At 45.5% G+C, this 16,922-nt stretch carries 17 protein-coding genes; 3 read left to right on the forward strand and 14 right to left on the reverse strand.

Going from position 1 to position 16,922, the window contains the following annotated elements; all coding sequences use genetic code 11:
• Positions 1-214: 214 nt before the first annotated feature.
• From WD077_08715 to WD077_08760, 10 genes are all read right to left on the reverse strand, one after another.
• Positions 215-355: a hypothetical protein gene (locus WD077_08715; GenBank protein ID MEX0967308.1), complete on the reverse strand. Its 141-nt coding sequence runs from the start codon at positions 353-355 to the stop codon at positions 215-217.
• A 30-nt stretch (positions 356-385) separates the two neighbouring features.
• On the reverse strand, positions 386-958 hold the full coding sequence (locus WD077_08720; GenBank protein ID MEX0967309.1) for a Maf family protein: 573 nt from the start codon (positions 956-958) through the stop codon (positions 386-388).
• Positions 959-973: 15 nt separating this feature from the next.
• Positions 974-1,831, reverse strand: a complete 858-nt coding sequence (locus tag WD077_08725; GenBank protein MEX0967310.1) for a geranylgeranylglycerol-phosphate geranylgeranyltransferase — start codon at positions 1,829-1,831, stop codon at positions 974-976.
• Entirely contained in the window at positions 1,828-2,343 is a 516-nt protein-coding gene (locus WD077_08730; GenBank protein ID MEX0967311.1) for a 3-deoxy-D-manno-octulosonate 8-phosphate phosphatase, read from the reverse strand. Before WD077_08730 ends, WD077_08725 begins: the two co-directional genes overlap by 4 nt.
• A 69-nt stretch (positions 2,344-2,412) precedes the next feature.
• Complete coding sequence (locus WD077_08735) at positions 2,413-3,198, reverse strand: Rossmann-like and DUF2520 domain-containing protein (GenBank protein MEX0967312.1); 786 nt, start codon at positions 3,196-3,198, stop codon at positions 2,413-2,415.
• A complete protein-coding gene (gene ccsA / locus WD077_08740; GenBank protein ID MEX0967313.1) occupies positions 3,195-5,624 on the reverse strand; it encodes a cytochrome c biogenesis protein CcsA in 2,430 nt (809 codons plus the stop codon). Before ccsA (WD077_08740) ends, WD077_08735 begins: the two co-directional genes overlap by 4 nt.
• Positions 5,625-6,026 (reverse strand): cytochrome c maturation protein CcmE, encoded by a 402-nt coding sequence (locus WD077_08745; GenBank protein MEX0967314.1) that lies wholly within the window; start codon positions 6,024-6,026, stop codon positions 5,625-5,627. It lies immediately after the preceding gene.
• Positions 6,023-6,247 carry a CcmD family protein gene (locus WD077_08750; GenBank protein ID MEX0967315.1) on the reverse strand — a complete coding sequence of 75 codons (225 nt, stop codon included), beginning with the start codon at positions 6,245-6,247 and terminating at the stop codon, positions 6,023-6,025. Before WD077_08750 ends, WD077_08745 begins: the two co-directional genes overlap by 4 nt.
• On the reverse strand, positions 6,240-6,911 hold the full coding sequence (gene ccsA, locus WD077_08755) for a cytochrome c biogenesis protein CcsA (GenBank protein ID MEX0967316.1): 672 nt from the start codon (positions 6,909-6,911) through the stop codon (positions 6,240-6,242). The genes WD077_08750 and ccsA (WD077_08755) overlap by 8 nt, the downstream gene beginning before the upstream one ends.
• A 14-nt stretch (positions 6,912-6,925) precedes the next feature.
• The gene (locus WD077_08760) at positions 6,926-7,585 is read right to left on the reverse strand and encodes a heme exporter protein CcmB (protein ID MEX0967317.1); all 660 of its coding nucleotides are present in this window, start codon (positions 7,583-7,585) and stop codon (positions 6,926-6,928) included.
• A 358-nt stretch (positions 7,586-7,943) separates the two neighbouring features.
• Here WD077_08760 and WD077_08765 point away from each other — a divergent pair, with 358 nt between their 5' ends.
• From WD077_08765 to WD077_08775, 3 genes are all read left to right on the forward strand, one after another.
• Positions 7,944-8,459 carry an RNA polymerase sigma factor gene (locus WD077_08765; protein MEX0967318.1) on the forward strand — a complete coding sequence of 172 codons (516 nt, stop codon included), beginning with the start codon at positions 7,944-7,946 and terminating at the stop codon, positions 8,457-8,459.
• Between the two features lie 385 nt (positions 8,460-8,844).
• Positions 8,845-9,354: an RNA polymerase sigma factor gene (locus WD077_08770; protein ID MEX0967319.1), complete on the forward strand. Its 510-nt coding sequence runs from the start codon at positions 8,845-8,847 to the stop codon at positions 9,352-9,354.
• A 121-nt stretch (positions 9,355-9,475) separates the two neighbouring features.
• Positions 9,476-11,170: a Zn-dependent hydrolase gene (locus WD077_08775; GenBank protein ID MEX0967320.1), complete on the forward strand. Its 1,695-nt coding sequence runs from the start codon at positions 9,476-9,478 to the stop codon at positions 11,168-11,170.
• A 64-nt stretch (positions 11,171-11,234) separates the two neighbouring features.
• Here the strand turns inward: WD077_08775 and WD077_08780 are convergent, their stop codons facing one another.
• Genes WD077_08780 through WD077_08795 form a run of 4 tightly spaced genes read right to left on the reverse strand, consistent with a single transcriptional unit; the run spans position 11,235 to position 16,915 of the window.
• A complete protein-coding gene (locus WD077_08780; protein ID MEX0967321.1) occupies positions 11,235-12,155 on the reverse strand; it encodes a transglutaminase-like domain-containing protein in 921 nt (306 codons plus the stop codon).
• Between the two features lie 52 nt (positions 12,156-12,207).
• Complete coding sequence (gene topA, locus WD077_08785) at positions 12,208-14,544, reverse strand: type I DNA topoisomerase (GenBank protein ID MEX0967322.1); 2,337 nt, start codon at positions 14,542-14,544, stop codon at positions 12,208-12,210.
• A 7-nt stretch (positions 14,545-14,551) separates the two neighbouring features.
• A complete protein-coding gene (locus tag WD077_08790; protein MEX0967323.1) occupies positions 14,552-16,648 on the reverse strand; it encodes a M43 family zinc metalloprotease in 2,097 nt (698 codons plus the stop codon).
• Between the two features lie 15 nt (positions 16,649-16,663).
• Positions 16,664-16,915: a hypothetical protein gene (locus WD077_08795; GenBank protein MEX0967324.1), complete on the reverse strand. Its 252-nt coding sequence runs from the start codon at positions 16,913-16,915 to the stop codon at positions 16,664-16,666.
• Positions 16,916-16,922: the final 7 nt, after the last annotated feature.

Below are 16,922 nucleotides of genomic sequence, written 5' to 3' on the forward strand. Positions count from 1 at the left end.
GGCCCTGATATTCCGCTGTCGCGGAATTGTCCGATAATAAATCGGACCTACATGATTGGGACAAGCCCGGCAACGGGCTACCACCGCTGGATGACTCCGCTCTCCTACCCGGCCCTGATATTCCGCTGTCGCGGAATTGTCCGATAATAAATCGGACCTACATGATTGGGACAAGCCCGGCAACGGGCTACCACCGCTGGATGACTCCGCTCTCCTACCCGGCCCTGATATTCCGCTGTCGCGGAATTGTCCGATAATAAATCGGACCTACATGAGCAACTGTTCCGTCCCAGCCTTCATTTTCTCCTTTCCAGATAGTTTCGCCACAACGGTTGTAGATCGAGAGTTGGCCCATGGCCGGGCTTATCCGGCTGGAAAGCCGGATTTACATTTTCTTCAATGCTGCGTACACCTTATGCACCGGCAGGCCCATCACATTAAAATAGGAGCCCACCATTTTTTCAATGCCGATCATGCCAATGAATTCCTGCACACCGTAGGCTCCGGCTTTGTCAAACGGTTTGTATTGGTTTACATACCAGTCAATTTCTTCTTTTTCCAAATGCTTAAAATATACTTCTGAAAGGTCACTGAATGTTATCGTTTGCTGCTGCGTTTTGAGGCAAACGCCTGTAATGACCGTGTGCATTTTTCCTGAAAGCTTTCGCAGCATCTGCATTGCCTCTGCTGCATCAGCCGGTTTTTCCAGGATCTCGTTATCCAGGATTACGATGGTATCGGCAGCCAAAATTACCTCGCCTGGCTGCACCTGGTTTGTGAGGGCTTCTGCCTTCTGCTTTGCCAGGTATTCGGGAATTGCTTTCGCTGGCATTTCTGCGGGGTGGGTTTCATCAATCCCGGCAGGCACACACCGAAACCGGAACCCGGCCTTTTCCAATATTTCCTTCCTGCGCGGAGAGCGGGAAGCGAGGAGTATTTTTACGTTGAGCGGATGCATGGTAATTTGGATTTTCTATGAGAGGCAAAGTACCGGCATGGCCAGCACCCCGGCAAGAATGATGAGTTTCAGCCCGGTACTGAGATGGCTGAAGTGCCTGAGCCGATGGGCCTTCCGTACGTAATAATCAAAGACCACAAACGGCAGCAGCACCGCCAGGATGAAGTACCAGCCAAGCAGCGGCAATTCCTGCCAGAAGCTGTACACTGTGGCGGCAATAAGTGAGAGTCCCATGATCGCATTCAACACCATTACCGCAAGCTTGGATTTATAGATTCCAAAAACCACCGGCAATGTGCGGCAGTTGTGCATGGCATCTCCGCGCATGTCTTCCACATCCTTTATTATTTCCCGGATCCAGCCTGTGAAAAATGCGAAATAGGCGAAGAAACCAACCCAGATGAGCCGGATTGACGGGTCGTATATTTTCACCATCAGCAGCGTGGCAGCCATCAGCAGGGCAATGGCCAAATTGCCAATAATCAGCTTTCGTTTTAGCGAAACCGAATAAAACCAGAGGACTGACGCCACGATAATATAGCTGAGGCCCAGATATTCGGAAAGATAAAAGCCGATGGCAATAGCGGTCAGGTTGAGCGATACATGCAGCACGATGGCCCATCTTCTTTTGATAAACCGGTCTACGAGCAGCGCTTTGGGTTTATTCACTGCATCAATTTTTACATCGAAATAATCATTTATGACATATCCTGCAGCACCAAGAAAAAGGGTGGTAAGCAGCAAAAGCAGGAAATCTGTGGAGATGGGGCGGTTAAGGCAAAAAGAACGATTGAGGCACTGGTAAACGCTGAGTTGCGTAAGAACCATGATCAGCAGGTTGTTGAAGCGGATGAGCTTAAGAAACCGCATCATTTTAACTTAACGTCCCATTTGTTCTGATACTTCAACACGAGCTCGATTATTTCTCTTACGCAACCTTTACCACCAGTCAATTGCGTTACAATGTCAGCCGCATCTTTTACCTCCTGCACGGCATCTGCCGGACAAGCCGCGAGTCCTGAACGCTCCATTGGCGGCAGGTCAAGAAGATCATCGCCCATATATAATATTTCAGTAGATGCCAGAGAATGATCCAGGAGGAACTTCTCGAAAGCCAGGATCTTATGTTCCTGATCAAAATAAATATCCTCAATGCCGAGCTTTTCCAGCCTGATATCCACTCCCACCGGCACGCTGCCGGAAATCACACCCACCTGGAAATGTTGCTTTACGGCCTGGGAGAGGGCAAACCCATCCTTGATGTTGAGTTGGCGAAGCATCGTTCCTTCCTCCAGAATGATCAGCGATCCATCGGTCATTACTCCATCCACATCGAAAATAAATCCGCGTATTTTTCCAAGTTTGGCAAATATTGATTGATCCATAGTTGGCATTAAAAAATCCTGGTTTAAAGATTAAGAAACCCAAGTGCGGGAAATAGTTCCGGTAACTGCTTAATCTTCGCGATGATAAAGCTTGACAATGGAGTCGGAGATCATACGGTATATTTCCTGCCACATGGGGTGCTCATCCAGCAATTGAAGATGGCGCTGCATTACGGTTTCTTCTCCTCTCTTGGCGGGGCCGGTCTGGGCATCTTTTGGGCTGAGATCAAATGCCTTGGCCACCGTTTCCAGGGCCAGCGGTTTTAATATATCAAAAGGCACCCCGGTTTCCTTTGCCATTTCTTCGGCAATATAATAAAGGTGATTGGGAAAGTTATTGATGAAAACAGCCGCCATGTGCAGCTTTCGCCTAGTATCAGAATCTACTTCAAATACGCGCCTGGAGATAGTATTAGCAAGGTTTCGGAGCTTTATGCGGGTCTGCTCATTTGAGGCTTCAAGGCATACGGAGACTTCTCCAAAATCCACCTGCCGGTCCACCGAGAAAGTTTGCAGCGGATAGATCACACCCTTGTCATCCCCGGCTCCGGCTAATGCCTCAATCGGAACGCTTCCGGAAACATGCACCACAATTCCCGGAACCTTCCCGATAAAATCAGCTACCCCGGTAACCTTATCGTCCTTTACTGCCAGCACAATGAGATCAGAGGTGCGGTCAACCTGTTCGAGTTGGGTAATAAACTCCGAATTCAGTTCATAGGCGAGTTTCCGGGCTTTGTAATCAGAAAGCGAGAAAACCTGGCTGATCTTGTAGCCTGAATTGACAAGGGCTCGTCCGAGGTGCGTTGCAAGATTTCCAGCACCCACAAGGGTTATGGAATGCAACGAATTCATGCCTTTTGACGCTTCAGTTCCTTAACCCTGTAAACTATTGACATCGTGAGCCCGATCACCATCACCACCGATCCTATCCAAAGAAAATTGATATAGGGGAAAATGATCGCTTTCATAATAATATAGTCAGGGACATGATCTTCAGCCTTTGAGATTGCTATGGACAATTTCTTCTCCTGCTCAGGATGGACACCTGCCAGTTCTATTTTCAAACCCAAATCGCGGATCTCCTTCGGCAGCCGGATAGGCGTTGTACCAGAGATAAGATAGGATGGCCTGACATCATAGGAAGCATAGGAGGTCATAACTTTCACCTCCAGGGTAACGGCAATATCCACATCCTTAATAGGCGAGGAAGCCGAATCAGAAAAAGGCAGAATGGACTCTACCACTACCTGGGTTTTATCTTCAAGATGTAATGTGTCTCCGGCATTGGCATGGTACAAGCGGGGTTCTTTATAAGTATGATCCCAATAATCTTCGCTGGTTTTATCCGGAACTGAGGAAACGTGTGTAAAAATATCTTTCGAGAAATAGTGGCGCGTATCAGGACTTGGCGTAAGTCCGGTTTGCGGATTGATCTGAGCTACCGGATAGAGAACAAACCGCTCTTTCTCTTCCAGCGTTTCGGAATCAACCCTTCGATATTCCACCTTATAATATGTATTTGGCGGTGAAACAGAATCACCTTTGTAGGTGACCACGTACCTGCCCATTACCACCGGCCGGTCTTTTATGAGCATAATATTTTCGCGTGTGCTTTCCTCATCGAAAGCTTCACCAAAGGAAATATTAGCAGAATTGATGGAAATAACTTCCTGCTGTGCATTGCTGATCAAAGCACCCAGCAGCAGAAATCCGATTCCGATATGAGCGACACTTGCACCGCTTGATCTCAGGTTCTTTTTCCGGATCATGGGTATCATAATGTCCAGATTCCCGACAATCGTAAATACAGCGAAAAACAGCAGGAGGATGTAAAGGACATTTGAAACACCGGTAAGTGCGATCAACCCTACAGATATGATGAGTCCGATTCCCAGCCCGCGAAAAAGCCGTTTGAGAAATAATTTTTTGGGTGTATTGCGGTATCGCAGATATTGAGTCATCCCGGTGAGCAAGGCGATCACCATTGCAATGGGCACCTGGAATTTGTTGTAATGCGCAATAGGTTCAGTAGGCGGGGCGAAATTCGTTCCTGCTATGGCATTAAATACCGGAATGGAAGTGGAAATAACTATTTGAGCGGCAGACAGCAGCAGCACTAATGCGCCAATGAACATCCAGAATTCTCTCGAATAAAGCTTCTCCTCTCTTTCCGTAACCGGAATTTTTTTCCAGGAAACTGCCATAGAAATGATGGCGGCTATGAGGAAGAAAGCCATAAAGAATATCAATTGCCCGGAAAGGCCCAGATCTGTAAATGAATGTACGGAAGTATCGCCCAGGATTCCGCTCCGGGTAAGGAAGGTGGCATAGAGCACCAGAATAAAAGTGGTGATGAGTAGAATGTAGGCCAGCTTCAGGGAATTGCCGGTTTTCTTATAAATGAGCATCACGTGCAAACCGGCTACGAGAACCAACCACGGAATGAGGGAAGCATTTTCCACAGGATCCCAGGCCCAGAAACCACCAAATGACAGGGCCTCATAAGCCCAGGCTCCACCCATTAAAATACCCACGCCAAAAATGGCAACCGAGAAGGCCGTCCAGGGGAAAGCCGGTTTTATCCATTCGGTGTATTCGCGTTTCCACAATCCGCCCATTGCGTAAGCGAAAGGAATAATGGTGGAGGCAAAACCAAGGAATAATACAGGGGGATGAATAACCATCCAGTAATTCTGCAATAGTGGATTAAGGCCATTTCCGTCCGTAATTTTTTCAAGATAATCAGGGCTGGCAAAAATAGGCGCACCGGCCATTGCATCGCGCAAAAGGATGAATGGATTGCTGCCGATCTTAGTATCGAAAATCTCGATTCCCAGCAACATGCTGGTGAGTGTAAGCTGCGCTGCGGCCATGACCATCATTACCGGAGCCTCCCATTTTCCGGCAACGCGGATGAGTATCAGCCCCAGCACCACATGCCAGAATGCCCAAAGCAGGAAACTCCCTTCCTGACCCTCCCAAAAGCAGGAGATCATATAGTAAACGGGAAGATCATTTGACGAATGCTTCCAGACATAGTCGTATTCGTAGTAATGATTATAGATGAGATAGAAGAGGGTGCCGATAATGCCGAGGATGGCAACAGAATGTACTACGAATGCTGTACGGCCGGAGTTGCGCCAGAGGCGATCCAGCGGATTGCGAAGCGAAAAGTAATAGGAAATGAGCGCGTATAGAGCGAATCCAAAAGAAAGGGCTACAAAGAGATAGCCCAAATATCCCGGAAAAAGGTGTTCGCCTGAAAAGTTATTTTCCATCTAGTTCACTGATGCCTCCTGCCATTCCGATTGGTCCGCATTGTACTTTGACGGACATTTCATCAGAATCTTAGTGGCATGAAACTCCTCGCCATTCGCATTACCTACGATCACCACTTTTTCAGAACGCTCAAAATCCTGCGGTTTGGTGTCATGGTAAACGACTTTCCGGATCTCCCCATTATTATCGCGGAGATAAAAGGAGAAATAGTTGGGATCCTCAACGGGGTTGTAGTAAAGCTCACCGGCAGAATCCAGTTCGCCAATTACGTGGAAATCCTTCTCTGGATATTTGGATGCTTCTGAAAAGGTGACAAATGTAGAGGCATCACCCATCGTAGAAATCAGGATAGAAATGGCAATGCCAATAACTATGAGTCCTGCTATATTGGATTTTTTCATTTATTACGATTTTGATCTTCCAGTTTTTTCAACTTTCGTTCAATGCTGATCAAATACATTATAATTCCTGCAAAGATGATAACAAGCGAAGCAACGACAACATATAATTTGTCAGAACTTCTCATAAACCCGTCCAGCGAAGCTGAAGTATCAGCTTGCTGCGCAAAAACTATGCATGCTGATAGCGTGAAAAACAAACATGATAAAGCAATTTTATTCATCAAAAAGGATTGAATTATGAAGCAGGGAAATACGGGTTCTGAGCAGCGCGAACCAGACGCCTAACAGTGCCCATCCGAGAACTGCCGGATAAAACACCAGGCGCATCTGATCGTCAAGATCATAAGCATTAAATCCAGGATTGCCGCCATTGCCGGGGTGGAGTGAATCCGTCATCCGGGGGAGCACAAAAATGAGCGGGATGAGTGCCGAAAGTGCAAAAATGTTGTACACCGCAGAGATCTTCGCCCGCTGGTGTTCTTCGGCAAATGAACTTCTCAATACCAGGTATGCGAAATAAATCAGTAATCCGATCGCTGAACCCAGTTGCTTGGGATCGTTGCTCCACCACTCTCCCCAAGTGTATTGCGCCCAAACCATTCCGGTAACCATCCCCAGGCAGCCAAAGACAATTCCGGTATTGGCAAATTCAACAGAGTAAATATCATATTTCTCCCTGCTGGTAGCCAGATACGCAATGGCATATCCGGCAGACACAAGGAACAGGAGAATCATCCCGAACCACATGGGTACATGAAAATAAAGGTTGCGAATGGACTCTTCCAGGATCACCTTGTCAGGTACAGAAAAAAGGAATCCGGCTACGAGCGTGTAAAGAATCAAGAAGACTGCTAAAGTCTTCCATAAATAGCCCTTTTTGATCATTTGACGACCATAAATTATTCGCGCCAAAGGTAGGGAAAGAGCAAGTAAGATACAACGAGAACAATGGCATTCAGCGCCAGTAACGCCCATAATTCCTGCCCTCCTTCTTCAATTGAAAGTCCTGCCATGCTCCGCTGGCTGAGGCGGATGAGCAAGAGCAATTGAGGCAATATCACCGGAAAGCTCAAAATGGGCATAAGCGTGGCGCTGTTCCGCGCTTTAGAGGCAATGGCCGAAACCATCGTAAAGCTAAACGCAAAGCCGCTGCTACCAAGCAACTGAACCAGTGCAAAGAATTGCAAATTCTCCATCTCGTTGCCCATAAAGAATGAGAAGATGATAAAGGCAAGCAAGGATAGAAATACCAGCAGTAAAAAATTGTAGATCATCTTAGAAAGGATGATCATGCTCGGGCTTGCGAGGCTGTAATAATAGAGCAGCCGTCCCTGTCCTTCCAGCATAAAGCTTTTGGCCACGGCATTCACAGAAGCAAAAAGAATGATGATCCAGTACAGCGAAATCCAGGCGGTGGGATCTATCACTACGAAGGACAGGTAAACGATAAAAACAGTGCTGAAGACGTAGAGCACAATTCCGCTCAGGGCATATCGCTGCCGGACCTCAAGCAGCATATCCTTATAGATCAGATCACGAAGAATGATGATGGACCGCACGGTTGAAAATTTCTGCAAATGTATATGAGTGAAAATTCCCGAACGGCCTCAACCATCTACTTACCAGTATTTTTAGCAAATCCTCTCCATATAATCACCTATCCTCCTAAAGCGTAACGTATATATACTTATTCAATCTCTTTTTACTCAAAATTTTTTACAAGCCTGCAAACGAAAAACGAGGATGCAATGATCTTTTCATTCAATTAAAACCCTTGATATTACTGAGATACAAGATAAGATAAGTAATACCACCTAAAAAATTTTATTTAATACTTGCGTATTATAAATCCCCTACGTATATTTGACCCATTGTTTGATCAGGCAACCCATTTTTCAACTAAAAAAGCCAGTTATTATGACTACTCAAGCATTCAACACGCAAGTAATTGACAGTTCCACTTCCTTAAAGCCTATTGCGCTCAGCCTCACGAAGGATTCTGAAGACGCCAATGACCTGATCCAGGAAACAATGCTAAGGGCAATTTCCAGCAAAGACAAGTTCCGGGAAGGCACAAACCTTAAGGCATGGCTTTATACCATCATGAAGAACATCTTCATCAATAACTATCGCAGAAAGATGAAGCGGAACACGATCATTGACACCACTGATAACAACTACTTCATTAATTCCACAGATCGTACAATTTATAATAATGGCGAATCGAATCTGAATATGGAGGATATAGACAAAGCATTTTCCAGGATGAGTCCTGACTTCAAGGTTCCTTTCCTGATGCATTTTAAAGGTTTCAAATACCAGGAAATTGCCAACGATCTGGAACTTCCTATCGGTACGGTAAAAAGCCGGATTCACTTTGCACGGAAAGAACTAAAGGGAAAATTAAAGGGATATTACAAGAGCAAAGCCTGACGACTGATGATTGGTGATTTTTGAAGCCGTGGCGACTTTGGTTGTCACGGCTTTTTTAATTTACTTAGGTGTCTATATTATTCTTAGGTATTGCTCCCGGAAGGAAACTTTATTATCGTCCTGTCAAAAGTAAAAAGCCTCCATTTTACATAAGTATGAATAAAATATAAAATAAATATTATTTAATCAGAAAAATAGATTCTAAGATCAAAAAAGGTTTTTTTTGAACCGTTTAAAACCGCCAAAAAATAAATTTTGGCGTTAGAACCCCGGAGTGCCATAGCTTTAAGTATTACTACCTAAATTCAGTCTGAAAATATTTGGAAGAGACAGGAACTTTCTATAAGTTCGAAATCAATTCCAGAGCAAACTAAATTTTACTCCTATGTCCAACTCAGACTTTACCTCCCGCGTTTATGAATACTCCACCTCCCTGAAACCCATAGCGCTCAACCTGACGCGAAATATGGATAATGCAAAAGATCTTTTGCAGGAAACCATGCTCAGGGCACTGTCAAGCCGGGATAAATTCAAGGAAGGCACCAACCTGAAAGCATGGTTGTACACCATCATGAAGAACATCTTCATTAATAACTACCGGAGAAAAATTAAACGGAAGGTTATTATTGATTCCACTGACAATCTTTTTTACCTCAGTCCTACTGAAAGAATGCAGGACAACAGTGGTGAGTCAAAACTCAATATGGACGACATCAGCCGAGCCTTTGAGCATATCAGCAACGATTTTAAAATTCCGTTCCTGATGCATTTTAAAGGATTCAAGTATCAGGAAATAGCTGACGACCTGGGCCTTCCTATTGGAACGGTGAAAAGCCGGATCCACTTTGCCCGAAAAGATTTAAAAAGCAAACTCAATAGCTATTATAACGAATAATACTTCACTGGAGCTTAAAATTTTGAAAAGCGGTACTCTTGAATGAGGCCGCTTTTTTTGTGTGCTTTATATTTCCTTATCTATATTCGCCTCCATTACATTCACTAAACTATTTAATATCATGAAGAAATATCTTCCTTTCCTGCTAACCGCACCCATCGCATTTTTTTCAGGCTGCGATAATTCAGGCTCTGATAGCGAGCAGACAGCCGGAGGGACCGATACCTCTCAATATATTTCAGTGGCCGAAGGCTATGACATTGAACAGCTTCTCAACAAGTATGTCTCCGTGGAACTTACTGCGGACCTCAGCTCATTGACTAACAGGCAGAAACAGATGATCCCGTTGCTGATTGAAGCATCTCAGCTTATGGATGAGATATTCTGGACAGAGGCTTTTGGTGGACAGGACACGTTGCTGCCGCGTATCGAAGATGAAGCCGTGCGAAAATTCGTAAACATAAACTACGGCCCATGGGATAGATTGAACAATAATGAACCGTTCATACAGGGCTATGGCGCAAAACCTCTGACAGCCAATTTCTATCCTGCCGGGTTGACCAGGGAGGAATTTGAAGCATCATCAGCAGAAAATAAAAACAGCCAATACACGCTGATAAGGAGAAGTGAAGACGGCAGCCTGAAAAGTATCTGGTATCACGAAGCCTTTACAGATCAAAATGTAAGGGCAGCAGACCTCCTGCTGAGAGCAGCAGAACTTGCCGAAGACAAAGGACTCCGCAACTACCTGAGCCTGCGCGCAGATGCCCTGCTCAATGATCAATACCGCCAAAGCGACATGGCCTGGCTTGATATGAAGGATAACACGCTTGACATCGTGATAGGGCCGATTGAAAATTATGAGGATAAACTCATGGGACTAAAAGCAGCCCATGAAGCTTATGTATTGGTAAAAGACAAGGAATGGAGCAGCCGCCTCTCTAAATATGCTGCTATGCTCCCATCTCTGCAGGAAGGGTTGCCGGTAGCAGCAAGATACAAAGCGGAAAAGCCGGGCACCGATAGCGAACTCAATGCTTATGATGTAATATTTTATGCCGGAGATTGTAATGCCGGCAGCAAGACCATCGCCATCAACTTGCCCAATGATGAGCAGGTGCAGCTAGAAAAAGGGACGCGCAGATTGCAACTGAAAAATGCTATGCAGGCCAAATTCGAGAAAATCCTCATCCCTGTTTCTCAGGAGTTGATTGCGGAAGACCAACAGCAGCACATCACTTTCGATGCATTTTTTGCCAACACCATGTTCCATGAAGTGGCGCATGGTCTGGGCATTAAGAATACACTTGATGGAACCCAAACGGTAAGAGAGGCCTTGCAGGAACATGCCTCCGCGCTGGAGGAAGGAAAGGCGGATATTCTGGGCTTATACATGGTTACAGAACTGCATGAGCAGGGAGAAATTAAGGGAGCACTCGAAGAATATTATGTCACCTTTATGGCAAGTATTTTCAGATCCGTTCGTTTCGGAGCGGCCAGCGCTCATGGAAAGGCCAACATGCTCCGGTTTAACTATTTCAGAGACGCAGGCGCATTTACCCGCGATCCTGAAAACGGACGCTACCGGGTAGATATGGCAAAAATGCAGGCCGCTATGAACTCACTTTCGGAAAAGATCCTGATGTTGCAGGGCGATGGTGATAAAGCCGGTACAGAGGAACTGATGCAGGAAATAGGCTCCGTCAGCCCACAATTGCAGGAAGACCTGGACCGCTTGACAGCCCGTGACATTCCTGTAGATATTGTATTTGAACAAGGAGTGAAAATTCTGGGGCTGGATACCATTCCTCAATAATTATTATCCTTTGATTTTTCCCTGAAATCCTAAACAACCAGGGCGTTTTCAGTAAATTATCTTCCTACAGGATCAGGGAGGAATATGGCTGCAAATGTTCCAGCAGCGCCTGCATGTCGCGCGACTTTGACGGATTTTTCAGCTTTTCATAGGAGAAGATCAGGTTGCGGATGATGCGCAGAATAATATCTACATTGCCACAGGGCTCATAATAAAAATCCTCAGGTTCAACCTGGAGTTGCTTCAGGAACTGGTCAATATTCCATTTGCTGAAAACGAGACCCTTGTTAAAGGCATTGATATAAAAAAGCACATTACCTCCGGCCTGGTGATGAAGGTAATTCTTCCCGGCATTATATGCACTCTGTGTTCTGATCTTTGTATCGTCACGGTATGCAAGGATAAAATGCTGGGGCAGGTTTACTCCGAAGATGGGGATATTCAGCCTCTGAGCTATAACAGAATAAATAATAGCCAGAGAAATAGGATTTCCTTTTTTTGTCTCTAGCACGCGGTTAATAAAGCTATTATCAGGAGAATGATAATTTTCTGTATTTCCTTTAAAACCATGAACCTGGTAAAAGATATAGTTCAGCACCCTAACTTTCTCCAGGGACGAAAGATCGTTATGCAGTTCCAGCCAGGCATCCAGCTTCAGTTGATCTATTTTATTGCTCAGATCCTGCCGGTCAAGACCGGGATACCGGAATTTGGCCACAAGGAATGCACCTTCAAAAAGATCCTTTGCCCCATCCTTTGCCCAGGATTTGAGATTCTGTAGTGTTTCGGTGTATTGAAGCTGATGGATGAGTGTTTCAATGCGCTGCTGGAGAGCATGGCTGGCCTGCGTATGCCAGAGGACTTCAAGAGCCGGAATGACAGGCGTACCCAATGCCAGTATTCTCTCCTCAACATGATTTACGACTTCTTCGTCAGTATCATCAAGCAGGCTAATGAGCGCTTGTATTTCTTTGGAATCCAACACAACAGAGCGTATTCTCTTTCGGGCTAAATAATAACTACAATATGCCTGATGGTTAGGTTTTTTTCTTGGCCTTCCGCTTTCCCTTTGGAGGGCTTTTCTTGTGGTTTTGCACCAGTTCTGCTACCTCCTCTAGTGTGAGGTCTTCCGGAACTTTATCCTTCGGAATGCGCACGTTAAGCCGATTGTATGAAATGTAGGGGCCGTAGCGGCCATTCAAAATTCGCAGCGGCTTGCCTTCATATTCCAGAGTTTTGATCTCCTGTTTTTTCTTGGCTTCGCGCTTTTCGGAGATCAGCTCCTTTGCCTGCTCCTCCGTTACTTCCAATGGATCCAGGGTTTTTGGCAAAGAATAAAACTGGCCGTCATGACGCAAATAAGGGCCGAAACGCCCGATGTCCGCCACAATCTCCAATTCTTCAAATTCGCCTACCGTGCGAGGCAGCTTGAACAATTCCAGCGCGTCCTCTACCGTGATGGTTTCCAGAAGCTGACCGCTTTTAAGCTTGCTGTATTTTGGCTTTTCATCCTCCGAGCCTTCCCCGATCTGAACATAAGGACCGTACCGGCCTACTTTCCCTATCATGGGTTCGCCCGTTTCAGGATGAGTGCCGAGATGTACTTCTTTTCTTTCTACTTTTTTGTTTTGGGTTTCCTCTACCGTTTTATGAAATGGAAAGTAAAAGCTTCCAAGCATTTTCTGCCAATCCTTTCCTCCTTCAGCGATTTCATCAAACTCCTTCTCAACTTTTGCAGTGAAATTGAAATCCATAATACCGGCAAAGTGATCAATCAGAAAATCATTCACCACCATTCCTATGTTGGTAGGAAAAAGTTTTCCTTTCTCTGCTCCGAAGTTCTCTTGTTCTTCTTTCGTGGCCACTTCACCGTTTTTCAGGGTCATTACGGTGTATTTCCGTGTTTGCCCCTCCCGGTTTTCCTTCGTAATGTAGCCGCGTTTCTGAATGGTAGAAATAGTAGGAGCGTAAGTAGACGGCCTACCGATACCAAGTTCTTCCAGCTTTTTCACCAAAGAGGCTTCAGCATATCTTGCCGCAGGGCGATTAAATCGCTGAATGGCCTGCATGTACCGAAGGTCAAGTTCCTGGCCCTTGCTCAGAGGCGGCAACATTCCGCTGGCTTCCGATTCTTCGTCCTCATCATCCTTACCTTCCAGGTATACCTTTAGAAATCCCTCAAACTTCAGCACTTCGCCCTGGGCCTGAAGCTGGCTTTTATTCGTAGAGATGTCAATTTTGACGGTGGTTCTTTCCAATTCAGCATTAGCCATTTGAGAGGCGATAGTCCGCTTCCAGATCAGGTCGTAGAGCCGCTTTGAGGAATTGTCGCCACCTACTTCTTCATTTTCCATATAGGTGGGGCGAATAGCTTCGTGCGCTTCCTGAGCGCCCTTGCTCTTTGTTGCATACTGGCGTCTCTTATGATATTTCTCGCCATAGCTTTCCTTTATCTTCTTTTCTGCTGATTCCAGCGCCAATTCTGAAAGATTCATTGAATCAGTACGCATGTAGGTGATGTGTCCTGCTTCATAGAGTTTCTGCGCCACCATCATGGTTTGACTCACCGAGAAACCGAGTTTGCGACTTGCCTCCTGTTGCAAAGTTGAGGTAGTAAACGGAGCAGCCGGAGATTTTTTAGCCGGTTTTACTTCAATATCGGAAATGGAATATATCGCCTTAGTACATTCATTTAAAAATGAGCCGGCTTCCTCAGCAGATTTCAGCTTTTGGGGCAATTCCGCCTTTAGTTCGGCAGACTTACCGTCTTTCGTCTTTACGTTAAAAACTGCGGAAATTTTATAGAAATCTGAAGCTTTATGGGCAATGATTTCCCGCTCGCGATCAACCACCAGCCTGACGGCTACAGACTGCACACGTCCGGCTGACAAAGCAGGCTTGATCTTCCGCCACAATATTGGGGAAAGCTCAAAACCCACCAACCTGTCCAAAACCCTGCGTGCCTGCTGGGCATCCACCAGATTCTCGTTGATTGAGCGCGGAGAAGCTATGGCCTGCAGGATTGCATTCTTCGTAATTTCATGAAAAACAATACGCTTAATGGAATCATTCTTCAGGCCCAATGCTTCTTTCAAATGCCACGAGATGGCCTCTCCCTCGCGGTCCTCATCCGTTGCAAGCCAGATCATTTCTGCTTCCTCGGCAAGTTTCTTCAGTTCCCTGACTAGTTTCTTTTTATCATCAGGAATTTCATAATGCGGTTCAAAATTCTTTTCTACTTCAACAGAAAGTTTGTCGGGAGCCAAATCACGGATATGTCCATAGCATGAGGTGACCGTGTAATCTTTTCCCAGAAACTTTTCTATTGTTTTAGCCTTGGCAGGCGACTCAACTATAACGAGGTTTTTTACCATTTCGAAATCAGGGGTTTAAATAAGTAAGCTTATAAGCAAAGGGAGCATCATCAATTCTTCCACGCACGAAATACATGCCCGGATATTTTATGTTCAATTCAGAAGGGCTGAAGGAAATTTCCTGTTTACCGGTAAGCTGCTGCAAATCTATGGTTGTGAGTTCGCGTCCCACAGCGTCAAGAACTGTGAAGGAAACCTCCCTTGCATCTGTGGTATTCAGTTCCATATTCACCGCGCTGCTGAAGGGATTTGGGTAAAATGAGATCATGCGGTTTCCGGCCATTTGATCCTCTATGCCCACTGCACCTGAGATTTGAATATCATCAATATAAATGTTATTTCCACCACCCGAAATGAAGTCAAATCGAATGACAAGATTTCTCACATCTAAATAATTTCCGAGACTTAAACTAAGGGTTTGCCACTGACTCTGGCTAGGAACAAAATTCGAGTTAATAAACTGGCCGCCTGCAGTTTCCAATGTGCTGGCAGAACGCACAAAGCGGGGACTAAAGGTTTTGCCACAATTCTGCGATACATAGATACGGAGCTGATCTGTGGATGAAGAACTTCTCTGGGCATAGGCGACCTTAAACTCCAATTCAGCCGTAAGCATTGCACCCAGGTCTACAGGAGGCATGGTAGCGCTGTAGATCCCATCCGAACTGGAAATGCTACGGTTATTTAGATACAGCGAGTAGTTCCCACTGAATGAAGCGTTGTCAGACCTTGTCCATTCAATAGTGCTGTGATCGGTTTCAAATGACCATCCAGTTGCTGCAAAATTCTGGTTTTCAAAACTTTCGGAATAAGGGGCTTTTGTGCTGCTGACGTCCGCCAACACATTCACGAAAAGCTTTTTCTCCGTAGTGCCGGAGCCCGCTGAATTAGTGGCTGTAAGGGAGACGTTATATAATCCGGGTGTATTGTATGTAATCTCAGGATTGGCAGAACTGGAGGTAGAGGGTGAGCCGCCACTAAAATTCCAGAGGTAATTGGTTACTGACCCGTTGTAGCTAAGGTCTTCAAACTGGATGCTTTCACCCTGGCATACCACCTGGACTTCAGAATGAAAATCAGCTATAGGCTTGCAATTAAGCGAGGGATAAAGCTGATCCGTGCCGGTGGCGACAAGATTGGATTGAGAAATCAATTGAGATCTGTATACTGTAAAAGCATCATCCACCCGAACCTTCTGCCCGGTAGTAAACATAACATCACAGCTAGAGTAGTCCATAAAATTTTCAAGCATATCAGGCTGGTCAGGGGAATCATTACTACATGAATTCGTGGATTTATCGCAGCCAAAATTTTGTTGTGCTGTGGGAGGGGTGTCGCAAACCCTGTCACCGGAGAGGTTGCAATTGCTGCCGCCACATCCGCCCTGAAAAGGGTGATACAGGTTCATGTAATGTCCGACTTCATGAGTAAGGGTACGTTCGCCTGCGCCCATAAAATCAGCATCTATCACGATACCGTCCAGTGCGTTAGAAACGGCACCTGGAAAAAATGCATAACCGGCAGTTGTAAATCCGTCAATGGAGGCAATATCCCTTACCACCCAAATATTGAGGTACTTCCGTGTATCCCAACGGCTCAGATTTTTAATTGCAACATCCTCACCTCGATTAGTATGGGGCGACTCCACCCTGACGATACCTTCCGTACAATTGCCCGTTGGGTCTTTGCGCGCCAACCTGAATTCTACATCCATATCAGCCGCCACGGCCTGGAAAACAGTACGTGCCTGGCTCAGATCGGGATTGTCTTTTTGCCAATCCAGGTTCAACTGTTCTACCGCATCAAGAATCGTTTGCTTCGATAAATTTTCCGGGCCATATTGATGAATAATGTGAAAAACCACCGGAACAATGCGGGAAGCTCCGGAACCTCCGGCTTCATCCATTTGCCCTTCTTCTCGCGCCTGGCTCATCTCATAGATCAACTGTTCCTTTTTCTCGCGTTCAGCCGCAAGCTGAGGATACTTTTCAGCCATTAAAGCACTTCTGTAATCGGTTCCACAGATTACCTGCTGCTTTTCCTGTGCAGCAAGAAAATCAATTCCTAATACGAAGCCCAGTACTATTATCAATAAAATCTTCATGTTCCTTTATAAAATTTAAACTGCAAAAATAACCTCCGTAAAATGATCCGGCCGTTCTAAAATGCGGACATACGCCCTGGCCACTTCTTCAGGATCCTTTAATTTATTTTCTTTCTTGAATGTTTTGAATTCCTCCAGGCGGGGAAAATGGCTGGAATCTGCCTCGCGAATCGCGTCCTGCATCTCCGTATCCACAATTCCGGGTGCTATTGCAAATATTTTGCATTGTTTATCAGCATTTTCTTCTGCGGCCACCCTTGTAGCCATATCCAGT

The sequence above is a fragment of the Bacteroidia bacterium genome, from assembly GCA_040880525.1.
In the GTDB taxonomy this organism is placed as follows: Bacteria; Bacteroidota; Bacteroidia; order CAILMK01; family JBBDIG01; genus JBBDIG01.